General features: G+C 70.1%; 15 protein-coding genes and 1 pseudogene. 3 read left to right on the top strand and 13 right to left on the bottom strand.

All coding sequences use genetic code 11. The features are described from left to right. Positions 1-28 precede the first annotated feature (28 nt). The 9 genes from WS92_RS13180 to WS92_RS13140 form a co-directional block, all read right to left on the bottom strand. Positions 29-1,384, bottom strand: coding sequence for a sigma-54-dependent transcriptional regulator (locus tag WS92_RS13180; protein ID WP_006024398.1), 1,356 nt, complete (start codon positions 1,382-1,384; stop codon positions 29-31). Between the two features lie 49 nt (positions 1,385-1,433). Next, positions 1,434-3,467 (bottom strand): sensor histidine kinase, encoded by a 2,034-nt coding sequence (locus WS92_RS13175; RefSeq protein ID WP_059932668.1) that lies wholly within the window; start codon positions 3,465-3,467, stop codon positions 1,434-1,436. A gap of 2 nt (positions 3,468-3,469) precedes the next feature. Continuing rightward, a complete protein-coding gene (locus WS92_RS13170; RefSeq protein WP_006024396.1) occupies positions 3,470-4,756 on the bottom strand; it encodes a dicarboxylate/amino acid:cation symporter in 1,287 nt (428 codons plus the stop codon). A 366-nt stretch (positions 4,757-5,122) separates the two neighbouring features. Beyond that, positions 5,123-6,838 (bottom strand): cation acetate symporter, encoded by a 1,716-nt coding sequence (locus WS92_RS13165; RefSeq protein ID WP_059932714.1) that lies wholly within the window; start codon positions 6,836-6,838, stop codon positions 5,123-5,125. Positions 6,839-6,849: 11 nt separating this feature from the next. Further along, positions 6,850-7,155 (bottom strand): DUF485 domain-containing protein, encoded by a 306-nt coding sequence (locus tag WS92_RS13160; RefSeq protein WP_059932670.1) that lies wholly within the window; start codon positions 7,153-7,155, stop codon positions 6,850-6,852. Between the two features lie 133 nt (positions 7,156-7,288). Further along, positions 7,289-8,494: a CaiB/BaiF CoA transferase family protein gene (locus WS92_RS13155; RefSeq protein ID WP_006024393.1), complete on the bottom strand. Its 1,206-nt coding sequence runs from the start codon at positions 8,492-8,494 to the stop codon at positions 7,289-7,291. A 25-nt stretch (positions 8,495-8,519) separates the two neighbouring features. Further along, positions 8,520-9,662 (bottom strand): acyl-CoA dehydrogenase family protein, encoded by a 1,143-nt coding sequence (locus WS92_RS13150; RefSeq protein WP_059932671.1) that lies wholly within the window; start codon positions 9,660-9,662, stop codon positions 8,520-8,522. Between the two features lie 14 nt (positions 9,663-9,676). After that, positions 9,677-10,888 (bottom strand): acyl-CoA dehydrogenase family protein, encoded by a 1,212-nt coding sequence (locus WS92_RS13145; RefSeq protein ID WP_015601637.1) that lies wholly within the window; start codon positions 10,886-10,888, stop codon positions 9,677-9,679. A gap of 52 nt (positions 10,889-10,940) precedes the next feature. Further along, a complete protein-coding gene (locus tag WS92_RS13140; RefSeq protein WP_059932673.1) occupies positions 10,941-13,067 on the bottom strand; it encodes a 3-hydroxyacyl-CoA dehydrogenase NAD-binding domain-containing protein in 2,127 nt (708 codons plus the stop codon). A gap of 158 nt (positions 13,068-13,225) precedes the next feature. Here WS92_RS13140 and WS92_RS13135 point away from each other — a divergent pair, with 158 nt between their 5' ends. Next, positions 13,226-14,128 (top strand): LysR family transcriptional regulator, encoded by a 903-nt coding sequence (locus tag WS92_RS13135; RefSeq protein WP_009911141.1) that lies wholly within the window; start codon positions 13,226-13,228, stop codon positions 14,126-14,128. A gap of 67 nt (positions 14,129-14,195) precedes the next feature. Here the strand turns inward: WS92_RS13135 and WS92_RS13130 are convergent. After that, positions 14,196-14,433: pseudogene (locus WS92_RS13130) on the bottom strand (hypothetical protein); the annotation flags it as partial. 251 nt (positions 14,434-14,684) lie between these two features. Here WS92_RS13130 and ggt point away from each other — a divergent pair. Then, on the top strand, positions 14,685-16,577 hold the full coding sequence (ggt, locus tag WS92_RS13125; RefSeq protein WP_059932675.1) for a gamma-glutamyltransferase: 1,893 nt from the start codon (positions 14,685-14,687) through the stop codon (positions 16,575-16,577). Between the two features lie 126 nt (positions 16,578-16,703). Here ggt and WS92_RS13120 read toward each other — a convergent pair whose 3' ends face one another. Beyond that, the gene (locus WS92_RS13120) at positions 16,704-17,618 is read right to left on the bottom strand and encodes a LysR family transcriptional regulator (protein WP_059932677.1); all 915 of its coding nucleotides are present in this window, start codon (positions 17,616-17,618) and stop codon (positions 16,704-16,706) included. A 103-nt stretch (positions 17,619-17,721) separates the two neighbouring features. On the opposite strand from WS92_RS13120, the gene WS92_RS13115 reads away from it, so the two are divergent. Further along, complete coding sequence (locus tag WS92_RS13115) at positions 17,722-18,711, top strand: zinc-dependent alcohol dehydrogenase family protein (RefSeq protein ID WP_059932679.1); 990 nt, start codon at positions 17,722-17,724, stop codon at positions 18,709-18,711. Positions 18,712-18,881: 170 nt separating this feature from the next. Here WS92_RS13115 and lipA read toward each other — a convergent pair whose 3' ends face one another. Then, on the bottom strand, positions 18,882-19,871 hold the full coding sequence (gene lipA, locus WS92_RS13110; protein WP_059932681.1) for a lipoyl synthase: 990 nt from the start codon (positions 19,869-19,871) through the stop codon (positions 18,882-18,884). Further along, entirely contained in the window at positions 19,864-20,652 is a 789-nt protein-coding gene (lipB, locus tag WS92_RS13105; RefSeq protein ID WP_015601790.1) for a lipoyl(octanoyl) transferase LipB, read from the bottom strand. Before lipB ends, lipA begins: the two co-directional genes overlap by 8 nt. Positions 20,653-20,731: the final 79 nt, after the last annotated feature.

Here is a 20,731-nt window from a genome sequence, read left to right as displayed (position 1 = left end):
GATCGCTCGACGCGGGCCCCCGCCCGCATCAGCGGTCCGTTTCTCCTTTCGCGCTCAGCCCATAGCGCTTCATCTTCTCGTAGAGCGTCGCCTTGCCGACGTGCAGCTTGTCGGCCGTCGTCGCGACCGCGCCGCCCGTGCGATTCAGCGTCTCGGCGATCACCGCGCGCTCGAATTGCTCGATGCGCTCCTTCAGCGACTGCTCGGCGCTCTCGTCGGCTTGCGCGCCCGCGTCGCCGGCGATGTCTTCCGTCACGCCGAGCACGAAGCGGTCGGCCGCGTTGCGCAGCTCGCGCACGTTGCCCGGCCAGTCGCGCTGCATCAGGCTCGCGCGCTGACGATCGGTGAGAAGCGGTGCGGGGCGCCCGTAGCGCACCGCCGCGTCGAGCATGAAGTGCTCGAAGAGGGGCACGATGTCCTCGCGACGCTCGGCGAGCGGCGGCAGCGCGATCGTCACGACGTTCAGCCGATACAGCAGGTCGCGCCGGAACGTGCCTGCCGCGACGTGCTCGCTCATGTCGCCCTTCGCCGCCGCGACCACGCGGCAGTTCACGCGGATCGGCTGGTTCGAGCCGAGCCGCTCGAGCACGCCGTCCTGCAGCACGCGCAACAGCTTCACCTGCAGCGCGAGCGGCATGCTCTCGATCTCGTCGAGGAACAGCGTGCCGCCTGACGCGTACTCGAGCTTGCCGATACGGCGCTTTGCCGCGCCGGTGAACGCGCCCGGCTCGTAGCCGAACATTTCGGATTCGAACATCGGCTCGGGCAGCGCGCCGCAGTTGACCGCGATGAACGGCTTGTCGCGGCGCGGCGACAGCTCGTGCAGGCTGCGCGCGATCAGCTCCTTGCCCGCGCCGGTGTCGCCGTTGATGAGGACCGACGCGTCAGTCGGCGCGACGTTGGCGATCAGCCGCCGCACCTGCTCGATTGCGGGGCTGCGGCCGATGATCCGCGGCGCGACGACGCCCTGCCCCGCGAGCTCGCGCCGCAGCGCGTGATTCTCGAGCACGAGCGCGCGCCGCTCGAGCGCGCGCCGCACCGTCTCGATCAGGCGCTCGGCCGCGAACGGCTTTTCGATGAAATCGTATGCGCCGTCGCGCATCGCCTGCACGGCCATCGAGATGTCGCCGTGCCCGGTGACGAGCACGACGGGCACGTCGGGCGTGCGTTCGCGGCACTGCGCGAGCAGATCGAGGCCGCTCGCGCCGGGCAGGCGGATGTCGGACACGATCACGCCGGCCGCGTCGCCGCCGATCGCCTTCTCGGCCGCCTCGACCGAACCGAATCCGATGACGTCGAAGCCCGCGAGCTGCAGGCTCTGCACGCTCGCGCGGCGCACGAGCTCGTCGTCTTCGATGTAGATCACTTGCAGGCGGTTCGCCATCTTCTGTCACCCCATGATGCTGACACGCGCCGCGCGCGAAAAAGCGCGCTCAGCGCGCGGCGGAAGTGTCCGGATGATGCGTGCGCACGCGGCGCAGCGTCAAGACGAACTCCGCGCCGCCCGCCGGCGCGTTTCGCGCGGTGAGCGAGCCGCCCGCGTCGCGCGCGATCGACGACGAGATCGCGAGGCCGAGCCCGAGCCCGCGCCCCATTTCCTTCGTCGTGAAGAACGGCTCGAACAGCCGCGCGAGCGATTCCGGCGCGATCCCCGGCCCATTGTCGCGCACGACGATCGCAAGCGTCGCGGCCGTCGCGCGGATCGTCACGTCGATGCGCGGCGCGGCGGCCGTCGCGACCGCGTCGAGCGCGTTGCCGAGCAGGTTGATGAGCACCTGCTCGAGCCGCAGATCCTCGCAGCGCGCGACGAGCGCCGGCTCGTCCCGCGACGGATCGAAGCGCGCGGCCTCGACAGGATCGCGCGTCTCGTCGCGCAGCGTGATCGCGAGCTCGACGCCCTGCATCCGCTCCTTGAGCAGCGCGAGCACGTTGCGCAGCGCGCGCGCGACGTGCGCCTGCTCGTTGCGCGGCTTCGCGCGCCCGACGAACAGCTTCAACTGATTCGTGATCTTGCCCATCCGCTCGGTGAGCGCCGCGATCGCCTCGAGGTTCTCGCGCGCGGCCGCCTGCTCGCCGCGGTCGAGCAGCACGCGCGTGTTGTCGGAGAAGCTGCGAAGCGCGGCGAGCGGCTGGTTCAGCTCGTGCGTGATGCCGGCCGCCATCTGGCCGAGCGCGGCGAGCTTGCTCGCCTGGACGAGCTCGTCGTGCGCGGCCCGCAGCTCCTGCTCCGCGCGGATCCGCTCGCCGACTTCCTTCTTGAGCCGCGCGTTCGCCTGCGACAGATCGGCCGTGCGCTCCTCGACGCGCCGGTTCAGCTCCGCATACGCGCTTTGCAGCAGCACGCGGCTGCGCAGCATCTCCTTCACGCGCGCGCGACGCGTGCGCCAGTAGAACGCGAGCAGGCTGAGCGACACGAAGCCGAACGCGGTGACGATCGTCGCATTGCGCGCGTCGGCGTCGACGGGCTCGATCGGCGCGAGCGTGACGAGCTGCCAGTCGGGCTCGCCGAGCAGGCGGCGCGTCGCGAGATAGCGCGGCGCGCGGCGCCCCGCGCCCATCCGCACGATCTGCGCATCGGGCCCGAGCACACGCTCGACGCGCAGCGGCAGCGGCGTCACCGGATACTGCGCATACTGGCGCGTCTCGTGGATCGACGTCGCGATCGGCCCCGGCAGCGGCTTGAGCGTGTGGTACTTCCACTCCGGCACCGACGACAGGAAGATCACGCCGTGGTCGTCGGCGACGACGAGCGGCTCCGACGCGTCCGCGCCCTGGAACCATTCGAGATTGAGCTTCACGACCGCGACGCCGACGATCTTGCCGTCGTGCCGCACGGGTTGCGAGATGTAGTAGCCGGGATCGCGCGAGATCGTGCCGATTCCGAAGAAGCGGCCGGTGCCGCCCTTCACCGCATCGATGAAGTACGGGCGGAACTGATAGCCGATGCCGGTGAAGCTGTCCGGGCCGCGCCAGTTGCTCGCGGCGACGCACAGCCCGTTCGCGGTGATCACGTAGGTCGCCGTCGCGTGCGCGTGGCGGTTCACGTCCTCGAGGTAGGCGTTCGCCCGATTCACGCGGCGGCGATTGCCCGGCGCGGCGAGGACGTCCTGCACGAACGGATGGCCGCCCAGCAGGTACGGCAGGGATTCGTAGCGGTCGAGCGTGCTTTTCAGCGCGTTCGTCGTGCGGTCCACGCGCGCCGCCGCGCTGCCCCGCAAATCGGCGACGCCGCGCTGCCATGTGATGGTCCACGTGAGCGCGCACGCGGCCGCGAGCATCGCGGCGAGCGCGAGAACGACGAGCAGGCGGCGCTTCACGGTGACGGCTTCCGGATTGTAAGGATCGTCTATTGTGGCATAGCCGCCGCCCGAAAAGGCCGCGGGGCCGGGCGAAGCGCGCTTCGACGCGCCCGGCCCGGCCCCGCCCGGCGGGCGCGCCGCTACGCGCCCCGCCGTGTTTCCGCTCATCGTCAGATCCGCGCGGCTTCGCCCGCGGCGGCCCCGCCGTTGCCCGACAGCGCCGCGCGCAGCTTCGCGCGGTCGAGTTCCTTCTCCCATGCGGACACGACGACCGTCGCCACGCCGTTGCCGACGATGTTGGTCAGCGCGCGGCATTCGCTCATGAAGCGGTCGATGCCGAGGATCAGCACCATGCCGGACAGCGGAATGGTCGGCACGACGGCGAGCGTCGCGGCAAGCGTGATGAAGCCCGCGCCCGTCACGCCGCTCGCGCCCTTCGACGTCAGCATCGCGACCGCGAGCAGCGTGAGCTGCTGCATCCACGTGAGCTCGATGTTGGTGGCCTGCGCGATGAAGAGGACGGCCATCGTCATGTAGATGTTGGTGCCGTCGAGGTTGAACGAATAGCCGGTCGGCACGACGAGGCCGACGACCGAGCGCGAGCAGCCCGCCTTCTCGAGCTTCTCCATCAGTTGCGGCAGCGCCGCTTCCGACGAGCTCGTGCCGAGCACGATCAGCAGCTCTTCCTTGATGTAGCCGACGAAGCGGATGATCGAGAAGCCGGTGAAGCGCGCGATCGTGCCGAGCACGACGAGCACGAACACGACCGACGTCAGGTAGAACGTGCCGATCAGCTTGAGCAGCGGCACGAGCGAGCCGACGCCGTACTTGCCGATCGTGAACGCCATCGCGCCGAACGCGCCGATCGGCGCAAGCTTCGTGACGATGTGCACGATGCCGAACAGCACGCGCGTGACGCCGTCGATGAACTCGGTGACGACGCGGCCGCGCTCGCCGAGGTGCGCGAGCACCGAGCCGAACAGCAGCGCGATCAGCAGGATCTGCAGGATCTCGCCCTGCGCGAACGCGTCGATCATCGTGTTCGGGATGATGTGCATCAGGAAGTCGACGGTCGACTGGCCGTGCGCCTTCGCCGCGTACGACGCGACTTCCTTGCCGTTCAACGTCGCCGGATCGATGTTGAAGCCGACGCCCGGGCGCAGGATGTGCGTCGCCGCGAGGCCGAGCACGAGCGCGAACGTCGACACGATCTCGAAATACAGCAGCGCCTTGCCGCCGACGCGCCCCACCTTCTTCATGTCCTGCATGCCGGCGATGCCCGTCACGACGGTGCAGAAGATGATCGGGCCGATCACCATCTTGATCAGCTTGATGAAGCCGTCGCCGAGCGGCTTCATGTCGACGGCGAGCGACGGATAGTAGTGACCCAGGATCACGCCGACGACGATGGCGAAGATCACCTGCACGTAGAGGACTTTATAGAACGGTTTCTTCACGGTGGTTCCAGAGAAGAGAGAAGGTGAGTCGAAGGAGGTCGGCGTCACGCGCGCGGACGAATGTCAGGGGAAGCCACTCGCCCGCGCGGCTGCCGTGCCGCAACAAGCGATGGCCTCAGCGAATCCGGGGGAGGTGGACGAGGTGGGTCATCGAATGTCTCCTTGCTGTAGTAGTGAGGCCCAGGCGGCCTTGGGCGTTTACTTTGCAAGGTCGATGCCAGCCACTCGATCAGGTTCAGCCTGTTGATTTCTCTGGGTTTTCCGAATCTTCGAGGGCGCGTGCGTTCCGGAAATCCGGATTTCCGGAACGCGGCCGTCCGGATCGCCGGACGAATCGCGCGCCGCCGCGCGCTGCTTCCCGACGATTCAGTGCGTGACGGCCTGCGCGGCGAGCGCGCCCGTCTGCGCGTAGAACTCCTGCCGCGCGAACGCGTCGCGCTCGCGCCGCGCGCGCTCGCCGCGGTCGGCGAGCGAGCCGATCACGATGCCCGCGAACGCGAGCGGCACCGACACGAGCGCCGGGTTGTCGAGGAACACCGGCGCGTGCGCGTGATGCAGCACGTCGACCCACACCGATTTCGACAGCAGCGTGAGCACGACGGCCGACGCGAGCCCGAGCCCGCCGCCCGCCACCGCGCCACGCGTCGTCATCCCGCGCCAGAAGATCGACGTCGCGAGCACCGGGAAATTCGCGCTCGCCGCCACCGCCGCGACGAGCCCGACCATGAACGCGACGTTCACGTGCTCGAACAGGATCGACAGGCCGATCGCGACCGCGGAGAGCGCGAGCGTCGCCGCGCGCGAAATGCGCATTTCGCGCCGCTCGTCCGGCAGGCCGCGCGCCCACATCTGCGCGTAGAGATCGTGCGAGATCGTCGTCGCGCCGGCGAGCGTCAGGCCCGCGACGACGGCGAGGATCGTCGCGAACGTGACAGCCGCAATGAAGCCGTAGAACCAGTTGCCGCCGACGGCCTGCGCGAGCTTCACCGCGACCATGTTCGAGCCGCCGACGAGATCGCGCGTGAGGCTGAACGCGCCCGTCGCGTCGTGGCGGAAGAACTCCGGATGCTGAGCGAGCAGCACGATCGCCGAGAAGCCGATCACGAACGTGAGCAGATAGAAGTAGCCGATGAAGCCCGTCGCGTACAGCACCGATTTGCGCGCCTCCTTCGCGTTCGGCACCGTGAAGAAGCGCATCAGGATGTGCGGAAAGCCCGCGGTGCCGAACATCAGCGCGATGCCGAGCGACAGCGCGTTCGCCGGATCGCGGATCAGCTTGCCGGGCCCCATGATGCCGAGCGCGCCCGGATGCACGGCCACCGCGCGGCGGAACATCTCGTCGACGCTGAAGCCGAACTCGCCGAGCGCGAGCGCGGCGAGCAGCGTCGCGCCGGCGAGCAGCAGCACGGCCTTGATCATCTGCACCCAGGTCGTCGCGGTCATTCCGCCGAAGAACACGTAGACGACCATCAGCACGCCGACGATCAGCTCCGCGACGCCGTACGACAGCCCGAACAGCAACTGGATCAGCTTGCCCGCGCCGACCATCTGCACGACGAGGTACAGCACGACGATCGTCAGCGCATTCGCGGACGTGAGGAGCCGGATCGGCCGCTGCGCGAAGCGGTACGCGACGACGTCGACGAACGTGAACCTGCCGAGATTGCGCAGCGGCTCGGCGATCAGGAACATCACGAACGGCCAGCCGACGAGAAAGCCGATCGAATAGATGAGCCCGTCGAAGCCGAACGTGAACACCATGCCCGACAAGCCGAGAAACGACGCGGCCGACATGTAGTCGCCCGCGATCGCGAGGCCGTTCTGCAGGCCGGTGATGCCGCCACCCGCCGTGTAGAAGTCGCGCGCGCAGCGGGTGCGGCGCGCGGCCCAGCGCGTCAACGCGAGCGTCGCGAACACGAAGACGAAGAACATGCCGATCGCGACGGGATTCAGCGCGACCTTGCCCGGCATCGGTGCGGCGGCGACGCCCATCGCGTGCGCGGCCGCGGGAGAAAGCGCCGCGCACGGGAAGAGCGCGGACAGTGCGAAAAGCGCGGGACGCGCGGTCGATTTGCGCAGCATCGCGGCCTCCGTCACGAACGCTCGAAGAGCGCGTCGAACGAGCGGTCGAACGAGCGGTTCGCGCGCAGCACGTAGCCCGCCGTCAGGCCGATCGCGACGAGTATGATCGCGACGCCCGCGACAATCCCGACGCTGATCGTCGCGCCCGCGTAGAGCGGCGCGGCGAGCGTGCGCGGCGCGAGCGCGACGAGCAGGATGAAGCCGTAGTACGTCGCGATCATCAGCGCCGTCAGCGTGAAGCTGAAGCGGCGCCGCGCACGCACGAGCTGCTGATAGTCGCGGCGAGCCACGACCGTTTCGATGACGGAAGTCTCCATGACGTCTCCTCCTCGATCGACGAGGTTGTTGTGTAATCGTTGCCGCCTGCGCGGCGGTCGTGCGTTCCGCGGTGATGCGGCGATGAAACGACGCGGCGACCCGGCGACCCGGCGACGCACCGCATCGCCGCGCTCAGACGACGCGGTCGCTGCGCAGTTGCGCGATCTCGCGCGCGGACATCCCGAGCCAGTCGCCCAGCACGCGTTCGGTATCCGCGCCGAGCACGGGCGGCGCGCCGCGCACGGGCAGGCGCTCGCCGTCGAACCGGTACGGCGGCGCGAGCACGTCGACTTCGCCCGCGGCCGGATGCGGCTGCCGCGTGACGAGCCCCGCCGATTGCGCGCGCTCGGAGGTGAGCGCCTCGCGCAGGCCGAGCACCTCGCCGCACGGAATGCCCGCGTCGGCGAGCGCCGCGAGCAGCGCCGCGCGCGGCCGGCGGCCGAGCTCGCGGAGAATCTCCGGCAGCAGTTCCGCGCGATTCGCGGAACGCGCGATGTTGGTCGCGAAGCGCGCGTCGGCCGCGAGCTCCGGCCGGCCGATCACGTCGCAAAAGCGCGCGAACTGCGCGTTGTTGCCGACCGTGATCACGATCGGGCCATCCGCCGCGTCGAACACGCCATACGGGACGATCGACGGATGCGCGTTGCCGTAGCGCGGCGGGTCCTCGCCCATCAGCAGCGCTTCGAGCCCGTAGTACGACGTGACCATCAGCCCGCAATCGAAGAGCGCCATCTCGATGCGCCGCCCGCGCCCCGTCGCATGCCGCTCGTAGAGCGCGGCGAGGATCGCCTGCGCCGAGTACATGCCGGTGAAGAGATCCGCGACGGCGACGCCGAACTTCAGCGGCGGCCGCCCCGCTTCGCCGTTCAGCGCCATCAGGCCGGCCTCGCCCTGTACGACGAGGTCGTAGCCCGGCCGGCTCGCTTCGGGGCCCGAGCGGTCGTAGCCGGAGATCGCGCAATGGACGAGCCGCGGATTGAGCGCGGCGAGCGCGTCGTAGCCGAGCCCGAGCTTCTCCGCGCCGCCCGCCTTGAAGTTGTGCACGACGACGTCCGCCTGCGCGGCGAGCCCGCGCGCGATGCGCCGCCCCGCTTCCGTCTGCAGATCGACGCAGATCGAGCGCTTGCTGCGGTTCACGCTGTTGAAGTAGGTCGTCTCGGTGTCGCCGACGCGCAGGCCCCAGTCACGCGTGTCGTCGCCGCGCCGCGGATGCTCGACCTTGATCACCTCCGCGCCGAGATCCGCGAGCACCATCGCGCACCACGGCCCCGCGAGCACGCGCGAGAAGTCGAGCACCTTGATCCCCGCGAGCGGCTGCGCGCCCGGTTCGTTGCGCATCTTCGTCTCCTCCGTTCGTTCGCGGTCATTGCATCGGCTGCGGCTTCGACAGCGCGGCGTAGCGCGCGAGATGATGATCCTCGTCGCCGAGCTGGTGATCGATCATCACGAGCCGCTTCGCATAGTGCGCGAGCGGCAGCTCCCACGTCATCCCGATGCCGCCGTGAAGCTGGATGCTCTCCTCGGCGACGAGCGCGCCGATCCGCCCGACGCTGTATTTCGCGGCGGACAGCGCGCGCTCGCGCGCAACGCGCGGCTCGTCGAGCTGCGCGGCCGCGTTGATCACCGCCGAGCGCGCCTGCTCGATCTCGAGCAGCAGGTCCGCCATCCGGTGCTGCAGCGCCTGGAAGCTGCCGATCGGCACGCCGAACTGGCGGCGCGTGTGCAGATATTCGAGCGTGTGCGCCTTCGCGACGTCCATCGCGCCGAGCGCCTCCGCCGCGAGCGCGAGCAGGCCGAAGCCGATCGCGCGCTCGATCGCGTCGGCCGCTTCGCCCGGCGCGCCGAGCAGTGCGTCGCCTTCGAGCGCGACGCGCTCGAAGCGCACGTCGGCCGCGCGGCCGCCGTCGATCTTCCGGTAGCCGCGCACCGCCACGCCCGCCGCCGTCTTCGGCACGACGAAGAGCGACAGGCCCGCCGCGTCGTCGTCGCCGCCCGCGGTGCGCGCGCTCACGACGAAGAACGTCGCGTGCTCGCCGCAATCGACGACGGCCTTCGCGCCGTCGAGCACCCAGCGCCCGCCTTCGCGCGTCGCGCGCGTCCTCACGGTGTGCAGCTCGTAGTGCGTGCCGGGCTCCGCGTGCGCGAACGCGCCGATCGCGCGCCCTTCGATCAGCGCCGCGAGCCGTTCGCGGTGCGCGGGGCCGCCCGCCTGCGCGAGCACACGCCCGGCCATCAGCGCGCCGGCGAACGGCTCGACGACGAGCCCGCGGCCGACGCACTCGAACACGAGCGCGATGTCGAAGCCCGCGCCGCCGAAGCCGCCGCAGTCCTCCGGGAAGAGCGCGCCGATCGCGCCCAGCTCGGCGAAGCGCCGCCACATGTCGTCGCTGTAGCCGGCATCGGACAGCGCGATCCGGTCGCGCGCGGCGAACGGATATTGCTCGGCGATGAAGCGGTTCAGGCTGTCCGCCAGCATCCGGCGGTCTTCGGTGTGTCGAAAGTCCATGATCGTCCTTCCCCTTACAGCCCGAGAATCATCTTCGAGACGATGTTCTTCTGGATCTCGTTCGAGCCGCCGAAGATCGACAGCTTGCGGTTGTTGAAATACTGCGCCGCCGCGCTCGCCGCTTCGGGCAGGCCGCCCAACGGCTCGCCGTCGTCGTCGGCGTCGAGCGCTTCGTCGACGAACGGCTGCGCGTGCGGCCCCATCGCGCGCCGCATCAGCGACGAAATCTCCTGGCGGATCTGCGTGCCGCGGATCTTCAGCATCGAGCTCTCCGCACCCGGCGCGCCGCCGCCCGCGACGGCCGCGAGCACGCGCAGGTTCGTCGTCTTCATGTTGTCGAGCTCGATCTCGACGCGCGCGAGCCGCGCGGCGAAGAGCGGATCGTCGGCGAGCGGCCGGCCGTTCTTCGTCACTTTCGCCGCCACCGCGCGCAACTTGTCCAGCGCCGCGACCGAAAAGCCCACGCCCGCGATGTTCGTGCGCTCATACGTGAGCAGGTATTTCGCGTAGGTCCAGCCCTTGTTCTCCTCGCCGACCAGGTTCTCGGCGGGCACGCGCACGTCGGTGAAGAACACTTCGTTGACTTCGTGCTCGCCGTCGAGCGTGACGATCGGGCGCACCTCCACGCCGGGCGAACTCATGTCGACAAGCAGGAAGCTGATGCCTTCCTGCTTGCGCACGCCGGTCGCGGTGCGCACGAGGCAGAAGATCATGTTCGCGTAGTGGCCGAGCGTCGTCCACGTCTTCTGGCCGTTGACGATGTAGTGGTCGCCCTGCGCGTCGACGCCCCGCACCGCGCTCGTCGCAACCGACGCGAGATCGGAGCCCGCGCCCGGCTCCGAATAGCCCTGGCACCACCAGTCGGTGCCGTCGAGAATGCGCGGCAGCCAGCGGCGCTTCTGCGCTTCGCTGCCGAACTTGATGAGCACGGGGCCGAGCATGTTCACGCCGAACGGCACGATGCGCGGCGCGCCCGCGATCGCGCATTCGTTATCGAACAGGAACTTCTGCGCGACGCTCCAGCCGGGGCCGCCCCATTCGCGCGGCCAGTGGCTCGCGAGCCAGCCCCGCGCGTTGAGGATGGCGTGCCATTCGCGCATGTCGTCGCGCGTGAGACGCAAGCCGCCCTTCACCTTGCGCGAAATGCGCGGCGGCAGCGCGTCGGCGAGAAAGCGCTGCACTTGCGCGCGGAACGCTTCCTCTTCTGCGGTGAAATTGAGATCCATGTGCGTCGTTCTCGAATACTTGAAGGGCAACCGGCGGGCGACCGGGCGGGCGTCAGTCGATGCGGTTCAGGCTCGCGAAGGTCTCGCCGCGCGCGACGAGATCGACGAGGAGCGGCGACGGCTTCCAGAAGACCGGGTCCTCGCTCGCGAACGCGCGAATGTCGGCGAGCACGTTCGCGAGGCCCACCGCGTCCGCGTAATGCATCGGGCCGCCGCGATGGCGCGGGAAGCCGTAGCCGTGCAGGAACACCGCGTCGACGTCGAGCGGGCGCAGCGCGATCCGCTCGTGCACGACGTTCGCGCCTTCGTTGATCATCGCGGCGAGATAGCGGCGCACGATCTCGTCATCGGTGAACGCGCGCGGGCTCACGCCCTTTTTCGCACGTTCTTCGGCGATGATCGCGTCCACTTCCGGGTCCGGCGTGCCGACGCGCGCGCCGTCCGGATACAGGTAGTAGCCGCGGCCCGTCTTCTGGCCGAACCAGCCGCGCTCGCAGAGGCGATCGCCGATCTCGACGTAGCGCAGCCGCGGATCGCGCGTCGGCGCGCGGCGCTTGCGCGTCGCCCAGCCGATGTCGCCGCCCGCGAGATCGACGACCTGGTACGGCCCCATCGGAAAGCCGAATTCGCGGATCGCGCGATCGATCCGATACGGCGACGCGCCGTCTTCCATCATGTAATCGGCGGCCGTCCGGTACACGGCGAGCACGCGGTTGCCGATGAAGCCGTCGCACACGCCCGCGCGCACCGGAATCTTCTTGAGCTTCTTCGCGAGCTCGAACGCGGTCGCGACCACGTCCGCGCTCACCTTCGCCGGCACCACCACTTCGAGCAGCTTCATGATGTTCGCGGGCGAGAAGAAATGCAGGCCGATCACGTCCGGCGCGCGCTCGACGCTCGCGGCGAGTTCGTCGATGTCGAGATACGACGTGTTCGTCGCGAGCACCGCGCCCGGCTTGCACGCGCGCGCGAGTTCGGCGAACACCGCCTTCTTGACCGCCATGTCCTCGAACACCGCTTCGATCACGACGTCGGCCTGCGCGAGCGCATCGTACGACGTGCCGCCCGTCAAGCGCGCGAGACGCGCCGCCTGCGCGGCGGGCGTCATCCGGCCCTTCGCGACGAGGCCCGCGTAGACCTTCTCGACGTGCGCGCGGCCGCGCTCGAGCGACGCGTCGTCGCGCTCGATCATCGTCACCGGGAAGCCCGCGTCGAGCGCGGCGACCGCGATGCCCGCGCCCATCGTGCCGCCGCCGACCACGCCGATCCGCTCGATCGCGCGCGGCGCGGCGCGGCGCGTCTCCGGCGACTTCGCCGCCTCGCGCTCCGCGAAGAACGCATGCACGAGCCCCGCGCGCTGCGGGCTGTCGAGGCATTCGACGAACAGCCGGCGCTCGGTGCGCAGGCCCTCGTCGAACGGCTGCGCGAGCGCGGCGGCGACCGCGTCGACGATCTTCGCCGGCGAAAACAGGCCGCGCGACTTCTTCGCGACGTCGGCGCGCGCCGCGTCGAGCGCGGCTTCGGCCGCCGCGCGATCGGCGAGCCCTTGCGCGTCGCGCGTGCGGCGCGCGCTCGCGCCCGCCGCGAGCAGCTCGTGCACGTACGCGAGCCCTTCGGCGAGCGTGTCGTCGCTGTGCGCGAGACGATCGACGAGGCCGAGCGTCAATGCCTCCTCGGCCGGCGCGTGCCGGCCGCTCAGCATCAGCTCGAGCGCCGCCTTCGCGCCGACGAGGCGCGGCGTGCGCTGCGTGCCGCCCGCGCCGGGCAACAAGCCGAGCTGCACTTCGGGCAGGCCGAGCTTCGCGCCCGGCACCGCGATCCGGTAATGCGCGGCGAGCGCGATCTCGAGGCCGCCGCCCAGCGTCGCGCCGTGCAACGCGACGACGACGGGCTTGCCGCTCGCCTCGATCCGGTTGCACACGTCGGGCAACAGCGGCGGCACGGGCGGCTTGCCGAATTCGCGGATGTCCGCGCCGGCGATGAAGTTGCGCCCGGCGCCGACGATCAGCACCGCGCAGACGGCGGCATCGGCGTCGGCCGCGTCGAGCGCGTCGACGAGGCCGCGCCGCACGCCGGCGGACAGTGCGTTGACGGGCGGATGGTCGATCGTGACGACGAGCACCTTGTCGCGCCGCTCGCGCGTGACGGCGCCGGGTGCGTGGGAAGCCTGCTGATTCATGTCTGTCGCTCCGTGCGGAATGCGCGCCTTCGCTCCATCGAGGGAAGCGCGGGGTTTGCCACGATTCTCGATTGATCCAGATTGATTGACAATTCCAGCATTCTTTAACAACCTGTCAAGCCGGTTTTGACAATTAACTGCTACACGCGGGCATGGCGATGGATCTGAATGCGCTCACGCTGCTCGTCGACATCCTCGACGCGGGCAATCTCAGCAAGGCGGCGCAGCGGCTCAAGATGAGCCGCGCGAACGTCAGCTACCGGCTCAACCAGTTGGAGAAGTCGATCGGGCTGCAGCTCGTGCGGCGCACGACGCGGCGCATCGAGCCGACCGAGGTCGGGTTGCGGCTCTACGAGCACGGCCGGCGAATCCAGAACGAGCTGCTCGCCGCGCGCGAGGCGTTGACGACGCTCGGCCAGGATCTGCAGGGGCGCGTGCGGCTGTCGGTGCCGAGCGGCTACGGGCAGCTCGTGATGTCGAACTGGCTGATCGCGTTCAAGCGGCTCTATCCGGGGATCGTGCTCGACGTCGTGTTCGAGAACCGCGTCGAGGATCTGATGCGCGACGAAGTCGACATCGCGGTGCGCGTGATGTCCGAGCCGCCGCAGAACCTCGTCGCGCGCGACATGGGCGCGGTGCGCTACGTCGCGTGCGCGTCGCCCGGCTTCGCCGCGACGCACGGCATGCCGACCGGGCTCGACCAGTTGTTCGACGCGCCCGTCATCACGTCGACGGTGGTCGGCCGGCAGTTGCGAGTGGCCGCGTACCTCGGCGACGAGCGGCACGAGGTGCTGCTCGAGCCGACGCTCATCTCCGAGAACTTCCTGTTCCTGCGGCAGGCGATCCTGGCCGGGCTCGGCGTCGGGATCGTGCCGGACTACGTCGTCCACGACGACGTGCGGCGCGGCGCGGTCGTCACCACGCTCGACGCGTACCGGCTCAGCATCTTCGGCACGCACATGTACATGCTGTACATGCCGAACCGCCATCACACGCGCGCGACGTCGACGTTCATCGACTTCGTGCTCGACGAGGCACGGAACGCCGGGCGCGGCGGGTGACGCGGCGCGCCCGGCGATGTCCGCCGATGTCCGGTCCGGCGCCGGGACGCAGGGCGGCCGCACGCCGGCGCCGCAGATGCACGAGCAGCGCGATCGCCCAGCCCGTCAGCAAAAGGCCGCCGACGGGCAGCGAACCGAGCATCAGCCATGCCGCGCACGCCCATCGCGTAAAGCGTCTCGCCGAAGTCGATGCCGCCGATCAGGCAAGGATGGACAGCGGCTTCGTTCAGCTCGCAGCCGGCCGCGTCGGCGACGATCCCGGCGGCCGCCACCGACAGCACGGGAAACAGCGCGATCACGAGGATCGCGGCGAGCGCGAATCCTTATGCGCGGACCAGCGCGCGCCGCGCGGCGGGCGGCGGACGGCGGACATCGCCCGGCCACCGCGGCAGTCGGCGGCAGTTCGAACCCGCGACGCTAAGGGTTTATTGTCGGATGACAAGCCGCTTCCGACGCGGCGACAATACCCCGCCCGCGGCGCCGCACGGGCGTTCGCATTTGCATGCGCATGCGCCGTCGTCGTCTTTCGCCGTCTTTCGTTCGCACCGAGGTATTCATGACCGACCGGATTCGTCCGCGCCCATCCCGCTCGCGGGCTGGCGCGATCGCCGCCGCCCTCTTCGCCGTCGCCGCCGCCGGATGCGCGAACGCGCCCGGCCCGGGCGCGCAGAACGCCGCCGCGTCGGCCTCGGCGGCAGCGTCGGCCTCGGCGGCTTCCGCGACGTCGGGCGACGAATCGCCGGCCGCGCCCGCCGAGCTGTCGAGCTGGGTCGACAAGCCGGGCTGGACCGCGCAGCGCGACATGATCGCGGCCGCGCACCCGCTCGCCGCGCAGGCCGGCCAGGAGATGCTGAAGGCGGGCGGCGCCGCCGTCGACGCGGCGATTGCCGCGCAGATGGTGCTGATGCTCGTCGAGCCGCAGGCGTCGGGCATCGGCGGCGGCGCGTTCCTGCTGCATGCGAATGGCAAGACAGTCGAAGCTTACGACGGCCGCGAGACCGCGCCCGCCGCCGCCACCGACCGGCTCTTCCACGATGCCGGCGGCAAGCCGCTGCCGCGCGCGGCGCTCGGCGCGCGCGCGGTCGGCGTGCCGGGCGTGCTGCGGATGCTCGAGCTCGCGCACCGCTCGCACGGCAAGCTGCCGTGGCGGCGCCTGTTCCAGCCCGCGATCCGGCTCGCCGAGCAAGGCTTTCCGCTCGGCCCGCGGCTGGCGGCGGCGCTCGCGAACGATCCGTCGCTCGCGAGCGATCCGGCCGCGCGCGCGTACTTCTACGACAGGAACGGCGCGCCGAAGCCCGCCGGCGCGACGCTGAGGAATCCCCAGCTCGCGGCGACGCTCAGGCTCGTCGCCGCGCACGGCGCGAACGCGTTCTATACGGGCGCGATCGCGCGCGACATCGTCGCGAAAGTCCGGCAGGCGCCGAATCCGGGCGTGCTGAGCGTGCAGGACCTCGCGCAATACCGCGCGAAAGCGCGCGAGCCGCTGTGCGCCGACTATCGCAAGTGGACCGTGTGCGGGATGCCGCCGCCGTCGGCGGGCGGGCTCGTCGTCGCGCAGATCCTCGGTCTGCTCGAAGCGCAGCCGGACTGGCGGCAGATCGGCGCGCAGAAGCCCGTGCGCAATGCGACAGGCGTCGAGCCGACGCCGTTCGCCGCGCATCTGTTCAGCGAGGCGGGCCGGCTCGCGTATGCGGACCGCGCGCAATACGTCGCCGATCCCGATTTCGTCGCGCCGCCCGGCGGCAACTGGAAGAGCCTCGTCGAGCGGCGCTACGTCGCCGAGCGCGCGCGGCTGATCGGCGATGCGAGCGCGGGCGCCGCGAGCGCCGGCTCGCCGTCCGGCCTGCCGCCCGCGTCCGCCGCCGACCGCGGCGCGGAGCCGCCGTCGGGATCGCAGATCACGGTCGTCGATCGCTACGGCAACGCCGCATCGATGACGTCGACGCTCGACGACCGCTTCGGCTCGCGGCTGATGGTGCGCGGCTTCCTGCTCAACAGCCAGTTGCTCGACTTCTCGCCCGTGTCGGCCGAGCACGGCAAGCCGGTCGCGAATCGCGTGCAGCCGGCCAAGCGCGCGCGCTCGACGCTCGCGCCCGAGCTCGTGTTCGAGAAAGGCTCGCAGCGGCTGATGATGGCGCTCGGCTCGGCGGGCGGCGCGTCCACCGCGAACGACGTCGCGAAAACACTCGTCGGGATGATCGACTGGGGCATGACGATGCAGCAGGCGATCGCGCTGCCGAACTTCGGCTCGCGCAACGGGCCAACCGAGCTCGAGAAGGGGCGCGTGTCCGATGCGCTCGCCGATGCGCTGAAGGAGCGCGGGCACGACGTGCGCGTCGTCGAGCTGGGGTCGAGCCTGCAGGGGATTCAGCGGATCAACGTCGAGGGGCAGTCGGTGTGGTTCGGCGGCTCGGACCCGCGGCGCGACGGGATCGTCGCGGGCGATTGAGCGCTTCGCCGAGCGGTCCGCGCTTCGGGACGCAGGGGAGCGCTCGCACGCCGCGCCCCGCCGCCCCCCGTTCACCCGGCCCACCCGGCCTTACGCCGAACCTCGCGCCGAACCTCGCGCCAAACCTCACGCCCGCCCGTCGCCCGCCCGTTCACCGAACCCCGCCATCACGGCGTCGATGAAGCTCCGCAGCTTCGGCGTCGGCTGCCGGTCGGGCGAATACAGCAAATGGATCGGCCGCGCGGGCGGCTCGTGGCCGGGCAACAGACGCACGAGCCGGCCCGCCGCGAGATCGTCGCGCACGAGCTCGGCCGGCTGCAGGATGATCCCGAGCCCGTCGAGCGCGGCCATCCGCAGCGCCGCGCCGTTGTTGACCGCGAGCCGGCTCCTCACGCGTACCGAATGCTGCTGCCCTTGCGCGCTCTCGAACGGCCATTCGAGCGCCGCCGGCTGCCCCGAATACGAAAACCCGAGGCATTCGTGCGCGGCCAGATCGGCGGGCGTGGCCGGCGTGCCGCGCTCGGCGAGATACACGGGCGACGCGCACAGCACGAGCCGGTATGGCGCGAGCGGCCGCGCGATCAGCCCCGAGTCGGCGAGCGGCGCGATGCGGATCACCGCGTCGTAGCCTTCGTCGACGAAATCGACGACGCGATCGCTCAACGTCAGATCGACCCGCACTTCCGGATACGCGCGCAGGTACGACGCGAGCATCGGCATCAGGCAATGCACGCCGAAGCTGATCGGCGCGTTGATGCGCAGCGTGCCGCGCGGCGCGGCCATCAGGTTCGCGGCGAGCGCATCGACGGCCTGCGCCTCGGCCAGCACCGCGCGGCTGCGCTCGTAGAACGCGCGGCCGGCTTCGGTCAGGCTCTGGCGGCGCGTCGTGCGATTGATGAGCCGCATCCCGTAATGGGTCTCGAGAAAGCGCACGTGCTTGCCGACCATCTGCGACGACAGGCCGAGCGACGCGCCCGCCGCCGCGAACGAGCCCGTTTCCGCGGCCTTCACGAACACCGCCATGCTGGTGAGTCGATCCATAATTCGAAACTGTTTGTTTCAATAGATGATCCGGCTACGCGATTTATCGTCGAATCGGCGCGAATTATAGTGGGCTCACCGATTTTTCTCACGGAGATCCGATATGGCACGCATCGTTCGCATCCATCAAACCGGCGGCCCCGACGTCCTGCGCTTCGACGAAATCGCCCCCGCGCCGCCGGGACCAGGCGAAATCACGCTGCAAGTGAAGGCGCTCGGCCTGAACCGCGCCGAATCGATGTTCCGCTCGGGGCGCTATGTCGAGGAACCGGTCTTCCCCGCGCGGCTCGGCTACGAGGCGGCGGGCGTCGTCAGCGCGGTCGGCCCCGGCGTGACGGGCTTCGCGGCCGGCGATGCGGTCAGCATCGTGCCGCCGCTGTCGATCACGCGCTGGGGCACGTACGGCGAAGTCGCGACAGTGCCCGCCGCCGTCGCCGTCAAGCATCCCGCGTCGCTCGGCTGGACCGAGGCGGCCGCGGTGTGGATGCAGTACGTGACCGCGTGGGGCGCGCTGATCGACCTCGCGCGGATCGAGCGCGGCGACGCGGTCGTCATCACGGCGGCGTCGAGCAGCGTCGGCCTCGCGGCGATCCAGGTCGCGCGGATGGTCGGTGCGGTCGCGATCGCGACGACGCGCACCGACGCAAAGGCGCAGGCGCTGCGCGAGTTCGGCGCCGACCACGTGATCGTCACGCAGCGCGAGGATCCCGCCGCGCGCGTGCGCGAGATCACGGGCGGCGCGGGGGCGCGGGTCGCGTTCGATCCGGTGGCGGGCCCGATGCTGCCGCAACTGGCCGACGCGCTCGCGGTAGGCGGCATCGTGATCGAATACGGCGCGCTCGCGGCCGACCAGGCGCCCTTCCCGCTGTTCGCCGTGCTCGGCAAGATGCTGAGCGTGCACGGCTACCAGTACAAGCGCGTCGTCGGCGATCCGGCGAAGCTCGACGCCGCGAAGCGCTTCGTGCTCGACGGGCTCGAGGCCGGCGCGCTCAAGCCGGTGATCGACCGCGTGTTCCCGCTCGAGCGAATCGCCGACGCGCACCGCTATCTGGAATCGAACGAGCAGTTCGGCAAGATCGTCGTCACGGTGTAGCGCCGGACGCACGAGCTTCGCCCGTTCGGACGCGACGGACGCGACGGACGCGATCGGCGCGGCGGAATCCGCGAAGGTGGCGCGCAGCGCATCGCGCGCCACGCGCATGAAAAAACCGCAGCCTTCGCTGCGGTTTCTTCATTCGGCTGCCCGTCAGGCCGGCGGAGCGGTCAAACCACTCCGGCGCCGTGCGCCTGCTGATCGGCGTGATAGCTCGAGCGCACCATCGCGCCGACGGCCGCATGCGTGAAGCCCATCTTGTACGCCTCTTCCTCGTACATCCTGAACGTGTCCGGATGCACGTACTCGCGCACCGGCAGATGGTGCTCGGACGGCTGCAGGTATTGGCCGATCGTCAGCATGTCGACGTCGTGCGCGCGCAGATCCCTCATCACCTGCAGGATCTCGTCGGTCATCTCGCCGAGGCCGACCATCAGGCCCGACTTCGTCGCGACGTCCGGATGCAGCGCCTTGAAGTCCTTCAGCAGCTTCAGCGAGTGCGCGTAGTCCGAGCCGGGGCGCGCTTCCTTGTACAGGCGCGGCACCGTTTCGAGGTTGTGGTTCATCACGTCGGGCGGCGCGGCGTTCAGGATCGAGATCGCGCGGTCGAGACGGCCGCGGAAGTCCGGCGTCAGGATCTCGATGCGCGTTTGCGGCGACTGCTCGCGCACTTCGCGGATGCACTCGACGAAGTGGCCGGCGCCGCCGTCGCGCAGGTCGTCGCGATCGACGCTCGTGATCACCACGTACTTGAGCTTGAGCGCCGCGATCGTGCGCGCGAGGTTCTTCGGCTCGTCGGCGTCGAGCGGATCGGGCCGGCCGTGGCCGACGTCGCAGAACGGGCAGCGGCGCGTGCACTTGTCGCCCATGATCATGAACGTCGCGGTGCCCTTGCCGAAGCATTCGCCGATGTTCGGGCAGCTCGCTTCCTCGCACACGGTATGCAGGTTGTGCTCGCGCAGGATCGTCTTGATCTCGTTGAAGCGCGAGCTGCCGGTGGCCGCCTTCACGCGGATCCATTCGGGCTTCTTCAGCTTCTCGATCGGGACGATCTTGATCGGAATGCGCGCGGTCTTCGCCTGCGCCTTCTGCTTGGCGGTCGGATCGTAGGCGGGCGCGGCCGGTTCGGCGGGTGCGGGGGTAGCGGTAAGGTCAGTCATTCGATTGTTCCAGTGCCTGCGGCGGCAATGCGGCGGCCGCGGTTGCGCCGTCGAGGTTGGCGATCAGACGGCGCACGAGCGTCTGCGCAACCTCGTGCCAGTCGGCGGTCGCGCCGAGGCTCGCCATGTCGATCGTTTCGAGCCCCGCGTAGCCGCACGGGTTGATCGCGAGAAACGGGCGCAGATCCATCTTCACGTTGACGCTCAAACCGTGATAGCTGCAGCCGTTGCGGATCTTGAGACCGAGCGCGGCGATCTTCGCGCCCCGATGCGGCCCCGATTCCACGTAGATCCCGGGCGCGCCGGCCTTGCGGACCGACGCGAGATTATACGCCGCGAGCGTCTCGATCACGGCCTCTTCGATCCGCGTGACGAGCGTGCGCACCATCAGCTTGCGCCGCCTCAAGTCGACGAGCAGATACGCGACGATTTGCCCTGGGCCGTGGTACGTGATCTGCCCGCCTCGGTCAACCTTCACGAGCGGCACGCCGCTGTCGGCGACAAGCAGGTGCGCCGGGTTGCCCGCCTGGCCGAGCGTATAGACGGGCGGATGCTCGACGACCCAGATCTCGTCGCCGGTGTCCGGCGTGCGCGCGTCGGTGAACGCGCGCATCGCGTCGAAACACGTGTCGTAGGGCGTCTCGCCGAGCCAGCGAACCGTGACGGGCGGCGTGACGGGCCGCGCGGCGGGAGGAGAATGCGGGGAAGCGGACGCGGCGGCGTCGGGCGCGGCATGCGCGTCGGGAGCGGGAGGCACGATGGAAACCGGCGAGGCTGACATGGGCGGTAGTTTACCGAAAACCCATGCACCTCGCCGGTGCCGGATGGAGCCGGCCGCGCGGCGGCGCGCGCCGGCGGCC

It is taken from the genome of Burkholderia sp. MSMB1588, from assembly GCF_001546925.1.
Classification (GTDB): domain Bacteria; phylum Pseudomonadota; class Gammaproteobacteria; order Burkholderiales; family Burkholderiaceae; genus Burkholderia; species Burkholderia humptydooensis.
The sequence above is the reverse complement of the archived record's forward strand: the minus strand, read 5'-3'. Positions and strand labels throughout refer to the sequence as shown.

What these genes read in the sequence shown, in the direction of transcription:
- WS92_RS13180 (WP_006024398.1), bottom strand. Translation starts at nt 1,384, where the DNA reads ATGGCGAACCGCCTGCAAGTGATCTACATCGAAGACGACGAGCTCGTG.
- WS92_RS13175 (WP_059932668.1), bottom strand. Translation starts at nt 3,467, where the DNA reads ATGAGCGGAAACACGGCGGGGCGCGTAGCGGCGCGCCCGCCGGGCGGG.
- WS92_RS13165 (WP_059932714.1), bottom strand. Translation starts at nt 6,838, where the DNA reads ATGCTGCGCAAATCGACCGCGCGTCCCGCGCTTTTCGCACTGTCCGCG.
- WS92_RS13160 (WP_059932670.1), bottom strand. Translation starts at nt 7,155, where the DNA reads ATGGAGACTTCCGTCATCGAAACGGTCGTGGCTCGCCGCGACTATCAG.
- WS92_RS13155 (WP_006024393.1), bottom strand. Translation starts at nt 8,494, where the DNA reads ATGCGCAACGAACCGGGCGCGCAGCCGCTCGCGGGGATCAAGGTGCTC.
- WS92_RS13150 (WP_059932671.1), bottom strand. Translation starts at nt 9,662, where the DNA reads ATGGACTTTCGACACACCGAAGACCGCCGGATGCTGGCGGACAGCCTG.
- WS92_RS13145 (WP_015601637.1), bottom strand. Translation starts at nt 10,888, where the DNA reads ATGGATCTCAATTTCACCGCAGAAGAGGAAGCGTTCCGCGCGCAAGTG.
- WS92_RS13140 (WP_059932673.1), bottom strand. Translation starts at nt 13,067, where the DNA reads ATGAATCAGCAGGCTTCCCACGCACCCGGCGCCGTCACGCGCGAGCGG.
- WS92_RS13135 (WP_009911141.1), top strand. Translation starts at nt 13,226, where the DNA reads ATGGATCTGAATGCGCTCACGCTGCTCGTCGACATCCTCGACGCGGGC.
- ggt (WP_059932675.1), top strand. Translation starts at nt 14,685, where the DNA reads ATGACCGACCGGATTCGTCCGCGCCCATCCCGCTCGCGGGCTGGCGCG.
- WS92_RS13120 (WP_059932677.1), bottom strand. Translation starts at nt 17,618, where the DNA reads ATGGATCGACTCACCAGCATGGCGGTGTTCGTGAAGGCCGCGGAAACG.
- WS92_RS13115 (WP_059932679.1), top strand. Translation starts at nt 17,722, where the DNA reads ATGGCACGCATCGTTCGCATCCATCAAACCGGCGGCCCCGACGTCCTG.
- lipA (WP_059932681.1), bottom strand. Translation starts at nt 19,871, where the DNA reads ATGACTGACCTTACCGCTACCCCCGCACCCGCCGAACCGGCCGCGCCC.
- lipB (WP_015601790.1), bottom strand. Translation starts at nt 20,652, where the DNA reads ATGTCAGCCTCGCCGGTTTCCATCGTGCCTCCCGCTCCCGACGCGCAT.